The sequence below is a fragment of the Massilia forsythiae genome (assembly GCF_012849555.1).
In the GTDB taxonomy this organism is placed as follows: Bacteria; Pseudomonadota; Gammaproteobacteria; order Burkholderiales; family Burkholderiaceae_D; genus Telluria; species Telluria forsythiae.
In genome coordinates this window covers 5,396,707-5,409,652 of the sequence record NZ_CP051685.1, presented here as the reverse complement: position 1 = coordinate 5,409,652, position 12,946 = coordinate 5,396,707, and the positions used below count along the sequence as shown (strand labels likewise).

General features: G+C 62.9%; 13 protein-coding genes. 6 read left to right on the top strand and 7 right to left on the bottom strand.

The genetic code is table 11. The annotated features are described in order from the left end of the window. Positions 1-334: 334 nt before the first annotated feature. The 3 genes from HH212_RS22665 to HH212_RS22655 all read right to left on the bottom strand — a co-directional run bounded on the left by HH212_RS22665 (position 335) and on the right by HH212_RS22655 (position 2,700). On the bottom strand, positions 335-1,306 hold the full coding sequence (locus HH212_RS22665; RefSeq protein ID WP_170204562.1) for a mechanosensitive ion channel family protein: 972 nt from the start codon (positions 1,304-1,306) through the stop codon (positions 335-337). Continuing rightward, entirely contained in the window at positions 1,303-2,157 is an 855-nt protein-coding gene (locus HH212_RS22660; RefSeq protein WP_170204561.1) for a DUF2254 family protein, read from the bottom strand. The genes HH212_RS22665 and HH212_RS22660 overlap by 4 nt, the downstream gene beginning before the upstream one ends. A gap of 81 nt (positions 2,158-2,238) precedes the next feature. Next, positions 2,239-2,700, bottom strand: a complete 462-nt coding sequence (locus HH212_RS22655) for a DUF305 domain-containing protein (protein WP_170204560.1) — start codon at positions 2,698-2,700, stop codon at positions 2,239-2,241. 246 nt (positions 2,701-2,946) lie between these two features. Between HH212_RS22655 and HH212_RS22650 the strand changes: the two genes are divergently transcribed. The 5 genes from HH212_RS22650 to HH212_RS22630 all read left to right on the top strand — a co-directional run bounded on the left by HH212_RS22650 (position 2,947) and on the right by HH212_RS22630 (position 7,208). Then, entirely contained in the window at positions 2,947-3,975 is a 1,029-nt protein-coding gene (locus tag HH212_RS22650; protein WP_229217417.1) for a mechanosensitive ion channel family protein, read from the top strand. A gap of 153 nt (positions 3,976-4,128) precedes the next feature. Next, positions 4,129-4,578, top strand: coding sequence for a DUF2231 domain-containing protein (locus HH212_RS22645; RefSeq protein WP_170204558.1), 450 nt, complete (start codon positions 4,129-4,131; stop codon positions 4,576-4,578). After that, a complete protein-coding gene (locus HH212_RS22640; RefSeq protein ID WP_170204557.1) occupies positions 4,565-5,896 on the top strand; it encodes a PQQ-dependent sugar dehydrogenase in 1,332 nt (443 codons plus the stop codon). The genes HH212_RS22645 and HH212_RS22640 overlap by 14 nt, the downstream gene beginning before the upstream one ends. 503 nt (positions 5,897-6,399) lie before the next feature. Further along, positions 6,400-6,822: a PRC-barrel domain-containing protein gene (locus HH212_RS22635; RefSeq protein WP_170204556.1), complete on the top strand. Its 423-nt coding sequence runs from the start codon at positions 6,400-6,402 to the stop codon at positions 6,820-6,822. After that, positions 6,801-7,208, top strand: coding sequence for a PRC-barrel domain-containing protein (locus HH212_RS22630; protein WP_170204555.1), 408 nt, complete (start codon positions 6,801-6,803; stop codon positions 7,206-7,208). Before HH212_RS22635 ends, HH212_RS22630 begins: the two co-directional genes overlap by 22 nt. 322 nt (positions 7,209-7,530) lie before the next feature. Here HH212_RS22630 and HH212_RS22620 read toward each other — a convergent pair whose 3' ends face one another. The 4 genes from HH212_RS22620 to HH212_RS22605 all read right to left on the bottom strand — a co-directional run bounded on the left by HH212_RS22620 (position 7,531) and on the right by HH212_RS22605 (position 12,070). After that, a complete protein-coding gene (locus tag HH212_RS22620) occupies positions 7,531-7,863 on the bottom strand; it encodes a four-helix bundle copper-binding protein (protein WP_170204553.1) in 333 nt (110 codons plus the stop codon). 99 nt (positions 7,864-7,962) lie between these two features. After that, positions 7,963-9,240, bottom strand: coding sequence for a cation:proton antiporter (locus HH212_RS22615; RefSeq protein WP_170204552.1), 1,278 nt, complete (start codon positions 9,238-9,240; stop codon positions 7,963-7,965). Positions 9,241-9,362: 122 nt separating this feature from the next. Continuing rightward, positions 9,363-10,715: a DUF2254 domain-containing protein gene (locus tag HH212_RS22610; RefSeq protein WP_170204551.1), complete on the bottom strand. Its 1,353-nt coding sequence runs from the start codon at positions 10,713-10,715 to the stop codon at positions 9,363-9,365. Continuing rightward, a complete protein-coding gene (locus HH212_RS22605; RefSeq protein WP_170204550.1) occupies positions 10,712-12,070 on the bottom strand; it encodes a DUF389 domain-containing protein in 1,359 nt (452 codons plus the stop codon). The genes HH212_RS22610 and HH212_RS22605 overlap by 4 nt, the downstream gene beginning before the upstream one ends. 130 nt (positions 12,071-12,200) lie before the next feature. Between HH212_RS22605 and HH212_RS22600 the strand changes: the two genes are divergently transcribed. Beyond that, a complete protein-coding gene (locus HH212_RS22600) occupies positions 12,201-12,749 on the top strand; it encodes a Na+/H+ antiporter NhaA (RefSeq protein ID WP_229217416.1) in 549 nt (182 codons plus the stop codon). Positions 12,750-12,946 lie beyond the last annotated feature (197 nt).

The following is a 12,946-nucleotide window of genomic DNA, read 5'->3' as shown; positions in this document are numbered from 1 at the left end:
ATCGTCCGTGAAGATGGGTGGCGCTGACGCAAGCGGATCAGCATCGTGCCCGTGGGACATGACCGGCGTGGCGGCTATGAAGCGATGGTGGGCACAACGGCAAACGCTTGCAACATGCCTGATGCGTCCATGCACGATTCCCTCGTATATCGTTTCGCAGTATGCAGCGCCGGCGCCTTCAGGGCGTCTCGCCGATGGCATGCTCGCCCGTGTGTTCCCCGCGAATGTTCAGCCGCTCCACCTGGCGCGTCCGGCCGGACGATCCCCCGGGCAGCATGCCCGGGTCCGTGTTCCGTCCCCTTCGCACCCGCCTCCGCTTCGCGCGAGGGGAGTTTCAGGCGTCCGGCGTGGACCGGCCACTGTCACTGTCACGCACCGCCCTTGCTACCCCTGCCGGGTCGGGAACCTTGCCGGTTCCCGCCGGCCAGCCTTCGCGTTGGTGTCGCCGGTCGCCGTCCGTGCTTTCGGTCTGGTCATGGAACAGCACATGGCATGTTGGAAACGGCAGGTCGATGCCGTGCGCCGTCAGCGCCACCTTGACGCGTTCCAGCACTTGGTCCTGCAGGTCCAGCGCGTCGGCCCGGCGCGGCGGCTTGACCCACCAGCGGATTCGGATCCTGACGCCGGCGTCCGCATACGCCACGACCAGGGCATCGGGCGCGGGCGTCGCCGCCACTTCCCGCACCGAGCGCACCGCATCGAGCATGATGCGCTTGGCCGTGGCGATGTCGTCGCCGTTCCCGACCACGACGTCGTACTGGAGGCGGCGCTCGGGGAAGGCAGTATTGACAATAAACGAGCCTTTGTACAGGTCCGAGTTGGGAATGACCACCAGCCGGCCGTCATACGTGCGCATCTTCGTGGCCCGTGCCTCGATCTGTTCGATTGTACCCTCGAAGTCGCGGAACACAATCTGGTCGCCGATCCGGAAGGGCTCGGTCAGCAGGATCAGGATGCCGGCCAAAAAATTTTCGAAGATATCCTTGAACGCGAAGCCGATGGCGATGCCCGTAATGCCGAGTGCGCTGACGAGGTTCGCCGGCGTGAATGAGGGAAATGCGATCGTGATTGCGAGCAGCATGCCAAGCAGGCCCACGCTCCATTGCGTCATCCGCCCGAGCACGAGCACCAGGTTATGGTGGTATTTCCTCGCGTTGATGCGCTGTACCAGTTTGCGGATGAAACCTGCGGCCAGCAGGAAGGCCAGGAACACGAACAGGGCGATGACCAGGTTGGGCAGCAGGCGCATGGCATCGGCGCCCAAGGCGTTCAGACGCTGGTAGACGATGGCGATTTCCTTGTTCATGGCGAAGCCGGGGATCGGTGTCTGACCGCTGCTTCCGGAAGGCTGGGAAGAACCGGTCCGTGCCAGTAGTCGGCATGGCGTGCGCGCACTTGCTCAATGTCATCGGGAAATACCATAGCGCGTTCCGCACGCTGCAGCGCCGGTTCGGCAAGGCGTTGCAGGCGCGCGATGTCGATGTGCTGGATGTAGCCGGTCTGTCCGCCATGCACGGCGATTCCCTGCACGGTAGCTGCGGCCGTCACGCTGCCCATCCAGGGCTGGCGCTGCCGGCGCGCCAGCGATGCAGCCGTCGCCTGCTCGACCTTCTCGATGATCGCCCCGATACGGCCGAGGCGGGCGATCCGGTCGACCCAGCGTACGAAGGTCAGCACCACGATCACCACGATCACCAGGACCACCACCATCAGCACGAACAGGGTGAACCGCCCGGCGCGTCCATAATAGCCGTTCATGGCGGCGCTGATGCCCACGATGCCGAAGATGAAGGCGCCCATGAAGATCGACAGGGCGTTCTGCAACAGGTCGTCGGCGACGATCAGCGGAAACGCGCGCGCCGTGGCGACCTGGCCGGCCGATGCGTACGCGGACACCATCGACGCGACCGCGACCGCGGCGATGGCCAGCATGCTGGCCGCGATGATCTTCAACAGTTCCACGACGGAAGTCTGCATCACCTGTGGCACGGAGCCGTCGACCACCATGCTGTCCGCCAGGTGGGCGAGCAGTACCCCGGCGACCGACAGGGCGCACGCGATCAGCGGCTTGATCCATAACCGGTCACGCAGCGGGTTAAGCAGCATTCGGCATTGTTCTCGCATGGCATGGGGGCGTTCGACGTAGTCGCTGGGCATGTCCGTAGCCTGCGCTGCGCCGGGCGCGTCGTCGGTTCGTTCGCGTACGGTGGCGACCACGCACCCGGCCACACTGGATCCTCAGTGCCGTACGCCGTTGCTTTCGATGCCGGCGATCAACGCATCCATCTCGGCGATTTCGCGGCGCTGTGTGGCGACGATGCCGTCGTCAAGCTTGCGCACGCGCGGGTCGCGGATGCGCGCCCGCTCGCTGGTCATGATGGCGATGGAATGGTGCGGAATCATGGCGCGCATGTAAGCGACGTCGTCGACCGTCGCCTGGCTGCGCACCAGCCATAGCGACACGGCGAATGCCGCGGCGGCGCTCGCGAAGATGGCGGCGTTGCGGCGCCCGTCCCGGTACATTCCGCGCATGAAAGCCAGCATGACGATCGCCATCGCCGCTCCCATGACCAGTGCCATCCACGCGCGCGTCTGGCTGAAGTGGGCGTGGGCCGGCGTGTACGTGTTCAGGTATATGAGTCCGAACATCACCAGCGTCGAGCACACGATCATGGCGCCAAAGCGCAGGTAGTTTCCCATTGTGTTTGTCCTCCAAAAATCTAGACGTTTGCGCATAAAGCGTGGCATGCCCGCAATGGGCAATGCTCGCGGGTCCGTCGGGGCCATGTGTGCAGCGGCAGCGGAAAAGGGGGGAAGTCCGCATGCGATCCTAAATGCATGGGTTCAAATGATTATGCGCGGCACAATCCATGGACCGGCGCACGCCAAGAGATGGATTGAGCAATGCACTACGTCCTATTCAACAACGGAGTCCCAGCCTGGGCCATGGCCCTCGCCATCGCCATCGCCGCCATCGTTTACACGGTCCTGCACATGGCCAAGCGCATCGTCGTCGGCCGGCTGGCGACGTTCGCCGCGACCACTGCGACCTACCTCGACGACCTCGCCGTCGGCATGCTGTCGGCCACCCATCCCCTGTTCATGCTATCGCTCGGGATCTATGCCGGTGCGCACTGGCTGCTGTTGCCGGAAGGCACCACGACCGTGCTGTCGCGCCTGGTGATCGCCGCGCTGCTGCTGCAGTGCGCGCGCTGGGGTGGCGTCGGCGTGCACGGCTGGCTGCACCACTACCGGGTCCAGCGCAGTACGGCGGACGCGGCCAGTACCACGTCGACCGCGGCGCTGGGGTTCGTGGCGCGCACCGCGCTATGGCTCATCATCGCCCTCATGATCCTGGATAACTTCGGCTTGAACATCACGACGCTCGTGGCCAGCCTCGGCATCGGCGGCATCGCCGTCGCGCTGGCGATCCAGAACATCCTCGGCGACCTGTTTTCCTCGCTGTCGATCGTCCTCGACAAGCCGTTCGTGGTCGGCGATTTCATCACCGTGGACGACATCGCCGGCACCGTCGAGTACGTCGGCCTGAAGACCACGCGCATCCGCGCCCTGGGCGGCGAACAGGTCGTGTTTTCGAACAGCGACCTGCTCAAGAGCCGCATCCGCAACTACAAGCGCATGCAGACCCGCCGCATCGTGTTCACGGTCGGCGTCGTCTACGAGATCAGCAAGTCCCAACTGCTGGCGATCCCGCGCATCCTCCGCGAGATCGTCGATGCGCAGCCGCAGGCCAGGTTCGACCGTGCCCACTTCAAGGCCTACGGCGCGTCGTCGCTGGACTTCGAGACGGTGTACATCGTGCAGACGCCGGACTACGGCGTGTACATGGACATCCAGCAGGAAATCAATGTCGCCCTGTTCGAACGTTTCGGACAGGAAGGGATCGGCTTTGCCTATCCGACGCAGACGGTCTATCTCTCGCATCAAGGGAAGAACGCGGCGGAGGCGCCATGATGCCGGGGTGACAGCCAAGCGCGAGGACGGCTGGCCTCGGTCGGTTGCTGGCTGTCAAGCGAAAACGGCGCTTTCGACAAGCGTTATATGCTTTGGATGCCAGACGGAGAGCGCAACGCTTACATGCAACGGATTCTTCAAAGGAGTAATACCATGACAGCAGGACGACCTCCATCCACATCCAGCATCGCTTCGGCGCTATTCAATCTTCTCGATCCGATACCATTCGGCTTTTTCGTCGGCGTATTGATCTTCGACTTTGCCTATGCCAGCACCGCGACCATTCTGTGGATTAAAAGCGCTGCCTGGCTCGTCAGCCTCGGCCTTGTTTTCGCCATTGTGCCGCAGTTGATCAACCTGTACCGTGTCTGGTTCGCGCGGCGTCGCGTGCGCGCTCGCGGCGAGGTCGTCAATTTCTGGCTCAACGTCGCCGGTATCGTCGCCGCGCTCCTGAACGCCTTCGTGCACAGCCGCGATGCATACGGGGCGATCCCGGATGCCCTGTGGCTGTCCGTCGTGACCGTCGCAGCGCTGGGCGCCGGCCGGATCCTCCTGGCAGGACAACTCCCGGCCTACAAGGAGCTTAACAATGAACAAGCATAAATGGGGCCGGGGGGGCGCACTGGCCATGGGAGCCGGCCTCGCGATGCTGCTGGGGGCCTGCGGCGACAAGGCCAGGATGGATCCCGCGCAGCAGGCGGGGCCTGCTCCGGAGTTGCCCAGAGCGAAGGACTTCCTGGTTCCGCCGATGCAGGTTCCAGACGGTGTCGGCTGGAAGGGCGATGCCAAGCCGCAGGTCGTACCCGGCCTGCAAATCGACAAAATTGCGTCGGGATTGCTGCATCCCCGCCAGCTATTGGTCCTGCCCAACCAGGATGTACTGGTCGTCGAGGCGAATGGGCCGGGGGAAGAAGCGGTCACTACGCCGAAGCAGGTCGTCGCCGGGTTGGTCAAGGGCCGTTCAGGAAAGGGCGGCAGGGGCGGCAACCGCATAACCTTGCTGCGCAAGAAACCTGGCGGTTCCGGCGAGTGGGAACAGCACGTCTACATTGAACACCTCCATTCGCCTTTCGGCATCCAGCTGGTCGGCGACACACTGTACGTGGCGAACACCGGCAACATCATGAAGTACCGGTACACGCCCGGCGAGACCAGGATGTCCGACCCTGGCATTGAACTCGGCGACCTGCCCGACACAGTCAACCACCACTGGACAAAGGCCCTGCTGGCCAGCCCGGACGGCACGAAGTTGTATGTCGGCAGCGGCTCGAACAGCAATATCACGGAAAACGGACTCGAGGTCGAATACCGGCGTGCCGCCGTGCTTGAAGTCGACACGGCGACCGGTGCCAGCCGGATATTTGCGTCGGGTATACGTAATCCAACCGGTCTGCAATGGGAGCCGCAATCCGGCAAGCTCTGGGCCATCGCCAACGAGCGCGATGAAATCGGCGACAATCTCGTTCCCGACTACCTGACGTCGGTGCAGGAAAAAGGATTCTATGGCTGGCCCTACAGCTATTACGGCCAGCATGTCGACCAGCGTGTCCGGCCCCAACGCCCCGACCTGGTCAAGCGCGCCATCAAGCCCGACTACGCGCTCGGCTCGCACGTGGCGGCTCTGGGCTTGCTGTTCTACACCGGGAGTAACCTGCCGCAACGATACAGGGGCGGCGCGTTCGTCAGCGAGCACGGCAGCTGGAATCGCTCTCCGCTGAGCGGCTACCAAGTCGTGTACGTCCCGTTTGAAAACGGCATGCCGAAGGGCGACCCGCAGCCCATCGTGACGGGCTTTCATTCATCCGATGAAAAGAGCCTGTACGGCGCGCCAGTGGGATTGGCGCAGGACGGAGAAGGCTCCTTGCTGATCGCCGACGATGTCGGCAATGTGATCTGGCGCGTCAGGAGCGCCCCGCAGTAGGCGCTCCGGGATTTCGTATTCCGTCAACTCAACGATGGCGTCCGGACATGGCAGGGCGGGGTTTACTTGGTGGCAGCGACGATTGACGCCGCTTCTGCTAGTCCGACAGTCTGGGGCCGTGAACCGTCATTGCCGTGAACCCCCATGGCGGTGAACCCCCATGGATGGCCTCGGTGCATGCCGAGCGGCTTTCCGGCATCAGCGCCTAATACCGGCTGAGTCTGCCAAGAACACTACGCCAGGCTCATGATCGTCACGCAAGGCTGAAGCGGATTGCCGAACACTGAACCGTCACATGGGGCTCCCACAGCGCACCGATTAGCTGTTAAACGGCACGCATGCATCGCGATGCCGGTATAAACATCAACGCCAATGTCACGCAACGTGTGTTGCCGCACATTCCAGCTCCCTGTTGGGCATGTAGGTTCGTTCCTGTGACTTTCAGTCACACGTTGTGGTGGGCGACTTTCAAACTTCGTACACGGACACGGAAAGGAAGTTTCATGTTAACTATTTCCTCCAAAAAGACGGGCGTTTCCGCACTTGCCTTTGCCGCTGCGGTCTTGTTTTTTCATGAATCTGTTGTCCAGGCGCAACCCGCCGACGTCACGACGAAGACGACCCAGCACCGCTTGCTGGTGTCGGACATGATGAAAAGCAGCGTGATTGGCAGTGCCAACAAAAACATTGGCGAAATCAGGGACTTGGTTATTGATATGACGTCTGGCAAGGTACGGTACGCAATCCTCGAGTTCGATCCAGGTTTTTCAAATCTGAAAAATTGTTTGCGATTCCCGTCGCGGCGCTCGCTGTCAACGCGAATGGGAAAGGCTTGGCATACCGTGAAGTTTCTCGGGCGCAAGTTGAACGGGCCGCTTTGGACAAGCGTGACTGGGTTCGCGCCGTGGACAACAAGGCCTTCTTGACGGGTACGGATCAGGCGTATGGCTTCAAGCCCCCTGCTGGAACCGCGCGGTCCATGCGCGCCAGCCGGATCATCGGTCGCGATGTCAACAGTCGCGCGGGTAAGGATATCGGCAAGATCAAGGATCTGGTCGTCGATGTCGACACCGGCAATGTCAAGTATGCAGTCCTTTCGTTCGACCCGAGTTGGTTCACTGCGGGCAAATTATTCGCCTTCCCATTGACATCGTTTAAGGTAGAAAATGATAAGGACGAATTGATGCTCGACGTCGACAAGAACATGCTGGCTTCGATGAAAAACTTCGACGCGGACAAGTGGGGAAGCCTGAACGATCTCAATCGCGACAACCTCGTCAACACCTTGCCGCAGAGCGCAGTCGCCAAGTAGAACGCCATGCGTCGCGCAACCCGTAGTTATATCAGGCCGCGACGCAGGTGCGCTGCGCGCCACTTCAGATGTTGCCGGCTGGATGCCGTTTATGCGCACCGAAGCGATGCTCCTTTCATCCAGCGCGGCGGCGCTGTTCGCGCTGGCCGCTATTTCAGCGGACTGTCCGATGGTTTAGGTATCGCGATGGCGACGGGGTCACTCGATGGAAAGCTGTCGGCAAGTGCTTCGTCGAGTGCATGTTCGGCATGGCTTTCGCAGTCCGGCGTGATCACGGGCAGTGCGGGCGGCTCTTCTGCGCCCCGTGGTTGGGGATGGGCAGTCATGCCGCCGCCATCTGAGCGCATGCCGCAGCGCAGTCTTTGCACGCAGCGGCGCACTGCTGGCAATGCGCCATATCGTGACGTGCGCATTCCGTTGCGCAGGCCTCGCAGGCTTGCGCGCACAACCTGCACATGGCCGCTGCATGGACGCTGTTCCGCGACATCAAGCTCGCCGCTGTGCGGCACAGCTGAGCGCAGTCGATGTCATTGGAAATGCAACGCGCCATTGCCTTGACATCCTCCTCGCCGAGGCACATGGCCGCGCAATTGTCGCAGGCATCGGCGCAGGCGTTGCAGGCGTCGATACAGTCCTGAAAACTGGTGGTGCTCATGATTGGACTCCGAAGAAAGTAGCATGCAAGCTTAACCCTCAGATAGGCAGCCCGCCGCACCTTACGGCCCAGCAACACGATATCGCCCACGCGGCGCCATCAATCGGCCGTGTTCCCGCGCGCCTTCACCGGCGCCGGCTCCTCCGTCGCGATCACCGCGCGCACGACGTGTCCGAGGCTCACGCCCTGGACCAGGATCGAGAAGACGACGACGCAATAGGTCAGGGTCAGCACGACGTCACGGGCGTGCCCCGGCGGCAGCGACAACGCGAGTGCAACCGAGATGGCGCCGCGCAGGCCGCCCCATACCAGCACGGGTGCCGACCCGCCGGGCAAGCCGAACCAGCGCGCGCCGGCAGCGACCGGCACGCCCACCGTCGCTGTCCGTGCGGCCAGGGTTACCACCACCGCGGCGGCGCCGCCGACCAGCAGGGATGGCGTGAACGTGATCATGATCACTTCCATGCCGAGCAGGACGAACAGCACGGCGTTGAGGATCTCGTCCAGCAGTTCCCAGAACATGTCGACGTAGCGCCGCGTGATATCCGACATGGCATGGTCGCGTCCGCCATTGCCGATCATGAGTCCGGCGACCACCATTGCCAGGGGGCCCGATACGTGCAGGCGGCTGGCGAGCGCGTAGCCCCCGGCCACCGCCGCCAGGGTCAGCATGACTTCAACGTGATACTGGTCGATGCTTTTCAACATGCGGTAGGTGATATAACCGAGCACGGCGCCAAGCAGCAGTCCGCCGCCGGCCTCGTGCAACAACAGGAAAGAAGCAGCTTGAACGGTGGGCGTGCCGCCGCTGGCAAGCATGCCCAGCAATAGCGAAAACAGGACGACGCCGACGCCGTCGTTGAACAAGGACTCGCCGGCAATGACAAGTTCGAGGTCCTGTGGCGCCCCGGCCGATTTCAGGATCCCCATTACCGCGATGGGATCGGTCGGCGAAATCAGGGCGCCGAACAGCAGGCAATACAACAGGGGCAAATCGATGCCCAGCAATGGCAGCACCAGCCACATGCCGCCCCCGACTGCCGCCGTCGACAGGACGGTGCCCGCAACGGCGAGCGCGCCGATTTGCCACTGGTGCTGGTGGAGCGACGCCAGTTTGATGTGCATCGCGCCGGCGAACAGCAGGAAGGACAACATGGCCTGCATCAGCACTTCGGAAAAGTCGATCGAGCGCAGGAACGCCTGTTCCTGGTCGCGTACCGACGATGCAATGCCGAGCCAGTCCAGCAGGACGATTGCAAGAGACAATACCATGGCGATGACCATGACGCCGATGGTCGTCGGCAGGCGGATCCATTGATGGTTGACGTAGCTGAGGAGGGCGGTTGTAACAAGACAAATGGCGAGGATATCCAGCATGGCGTGTCCGTTTCTCGTTTTTTGGTTGCATGCCGGCGTGCGCCGGTAAGGTGACGATTGTATGTCGCTGCATGTTCAGAACACCGGGCCAGGCATTGCACGCACCGTACCGGTATGAACGCTTACGGCGTCCGCCCACTGCACTGCGCCGCTTGCGAACCTGCGTCAGTCCCGGCGCTTGCCGGGGCAGCGTGCTGCAGTGCTTCATGGAAAAGCGCGGCACGGGCATTGACAGTGTCGAGATCGGAAGCATTGCCGATGGTCCTCGCGGCATCCATGCATACCAGCGACACATGGTGAATCAAGGTGACGCGGCGATCGGGCAAGGTCTCGCAGTGCGCCACCTGGGCCAGGACGTCCAGCATGCGGATCAGGATCGCCGCGCTGCCTGCGGCGTTCTGGCGGATCATGTGCAGCATCAGTCCGACGAGGCGATCGTAATTAACATCCGGCATTTCGAGGGCGATCTCGCCGTTGCGCAGATGTACCCCCGTGTCGAGTTCGCACCTGGCCAGCTTGCACAGCACGGCGCCCAGACGATCAAGCACGCTCATTGCCGTGTGCGGGTCGTTGATGCCGGGCGACAGTGCGCGTACTGCCACTTCGACCAGCTGACGCAGCGCGTCCTCCACATCGTTGGCGCCGCTGCGGTTGTCGGCCAGTACGCTGTGCGCGTGGATGAGCGCGCCGACGCCGGCGACCGGCACCGTCATCATGGCAATCGGCGCACCCGGGAAAACGTAGTCGCCGGGGCGCCGCAGAACACGCAGTGCCGTGCCGTGTTCCGCGGCCCAATCGGCCAGCGCTGCTGCGTCGACGTGGCGCAGGTAGCCACTGCGGTTGTCTTTCACGGCCGTCGCGCCCGACCAGAAGGCATCTGGCGGCCTCGGCGCCTGGTCGGATACCGTACGGATGCCGTCCACGGCCCGGTGCACATCGTCGCTGACCAGTTCCACGACTGTGTCGACGTTGATGCGGCTGGCCATGTGGCCGACAAAATAAACCAGCGTGGCCACGCAGGCGAATGCCAGGATGACGCACACCGTCAAGGACAGGTGCGGCGTAAACAGGCTTTCCTCGGTCGTCCTGACCCTGCGGAGCACCATCAGCGAATACGAGAACGTGCCGAGAAACGCGCCCAGCGTGACCTGGTTGCCGCGGTCGCGGGTAAAATTGCGCAGCAGGCGCGGTCCCATCTGGCCGGCCGCGAGCGACAGGGCGGCAATGGTGATCGAGAAAACGGTACCGGCAACCCCGATCGTGGATGCGGCGATCGTGCCCAGCAAGGTGCGCGCACCGGTGCCGCCGCCGTTGTAGATCCATGAGCTGCCGTCGAGCCACCCCGGCAGGGCGCCGTTTTCGTCCAGGTGCAGCATCCCCACGGCCAGAAGGATGCCGGCGATGACCATGGCGGCCGGCAGTGGCCAGAATGCGTCGAGCGCGTCGGCGAGCCATTTGTACAGGCGCGATTTCATGGCCGCCCCTTGCGGCGGCGTTTGGCGGACGCGGGCAGGGCCTGGACGACTTCGACCGGGTTGGCGGCAAACCGGACAGCCAGGCCGGCGCGGATCCGCTCCAGATCTTCTTCCCGCAGGCGTGGCTGCGCTTCGAGCGTCAACACCATGACCGCGGCCGGCGCCGTGTCGCCGCGCGCCATGCGCAGTCCCTGCGCTACCGACACGCGCGTGATCGTGCGGTACTCGGCCAGCAGTTGCGGAATCAATGCCGTCCGTTCCGCCTGCTCCCGCTCCGCCTTGGTGATCTGCAGATGCATTGCATCGAGCGCGACGGTGCGCTGCTGCACCTGGCCGTCGACGTTTGCCATCAGTTCGCTGCGCAATTCGTTGCGCAGCGTCGTCACGTCGACCTTTTCGGCACCGACGTGGCGCAGCACCAGGCGGGCTTGGCGCACGCCATTCGCTTGCAAGCGCTTCTCCAGCACAGCTTCCGTGGCAGGGGCGATGCGCTCGCCGCCCAAGGTGACCGCCATCGTGCGCCGTGCCATGTCGACGTCCCTGCGAAGCACGACCGCGTTCGGCTCCCGGTCGAGTGCGGCGGACACATCCTTGCTGGCAGCCAGGAACAGTTGATCCTGCACCAGGCCATACGCAAGCCAGGCGCTGGGCACGCCCAGGGCCAGGACGCCGAGGACGATGAGTATGTGGGCGCGCCGCTGCAGGCGCGGATTGCCGCTTTCGTGCTGCGGCAATCCGATCAGGGTGACGAACAAATACGTTGCCAGCGTGATGAAAAAAGCGTTAATCAAAAACAAATACAGTGCGCCGCCCACGAAGTGCCAGTTGCCGGCGGCGATGCCGTAGCCGGCGGTGCACAGCGGCGGCATCAGCGCGGTGGCGATGGCGGCACCAGGCACGATGGTCGATGCGCCGCGCCGTGTCTGTGCCACGATGCCGGCACAGCCGCCAAAGAAGGCGATCAGTACGTCCCACAGGGTGGGCGTGGTACGCGCCATCAATTCGGTCTGCGCCTGCGACAGGGGACTCAGCAAGAAATACAGGGTGGACGTCAGCACGCTGAGCGCGGCAAAGACCAAGAGGCTGCGCGCGGCAGTGCGGATCAGTCGATAGTCGCTGATGCCAGCGCCGTATCCGATCGCCAGCAAAGGCCCCATCAGGGGCGAGATGAGCATTGCACCGATGACGACGGCGGTCGAATTGACATTGAGTCCGACCGAGGCGATCAATATGGCAAAGATCAGGACCCACAAATTGGTGCCGACGATGCGTTCTCCGGACCGGATCGAACTGTCGATCACACTGTTCTCATCCTGATCGTGACGCAGGTCGAATAATTTTTTCAGGCGTTCCAATGTCCTGCCTTTCGTTCAGTAGCCCGTGACCAGCCACGTGGCACTAAGCAAAAGCATACAACATCGGCGACGTAACCCTTGCTTCACGACTATTGCAAAGTCCTGCATAGCGCCGCAACGCGAGCGCGCATTGTCGGACACGCCACGTTTCGATGCGCCGGGGGGGCTGATCCGCTATACTGAGACCGGGTGCTGTCACATTGGTGCACAGCAGGAACAAAGCGTCGGTCGGGCCGCGACGCGGCTCGTTGACGGCCATACCATGCATCCATTCTCTCCTGCCTACAGCAGTCTGTCGCGCACCTTCCAGCACCTGTTTGCCTCCACAAGGGCAGGCGGCATTGTGCTACTTGCCTGCATGATCGTATCGATCCTGCTGGCGCACTCGCCGTTCGGCGCCAGCTACCTTGCCGTATGGCGGCTCGACTTCAGTGGCATGTCTGTCGAACACTGGATCAATGACGGGCTGATGGCGATCTTCTTCTTGATGATCGGCCTCGAACTGAAGCGCGAAATCGTCAACGGCGAGTTGTCGGAGTTACGCAATGCATTGCTGCCGATCGTGGAGGCATTGGGCGGTATCGGCGTGCCTGCCTTGCCGCCCAATTGCGATCTTGATCGGTTCGCTGGTCGCGGGCCTTGCCGGCCTGGCATGGCTTCTTTTTGCCGGCGGCAATAAGCACGATGTCGCGCCAGCGACAAACGAATCGGCTTCAGCCTAAGCGGACTGGATGACGGCCTGTATCCGGCGTCACGCCTTTCCCGATTTTCGCCAGATGACCGGTGCCGCGGATCGCGGCGCTGCCTGCGGAAGAACGGCGGCGTTGCGGCAGAGGCGGGCACGTAACGGCGGTGGTATCCGCTCCTGGCAGTAGA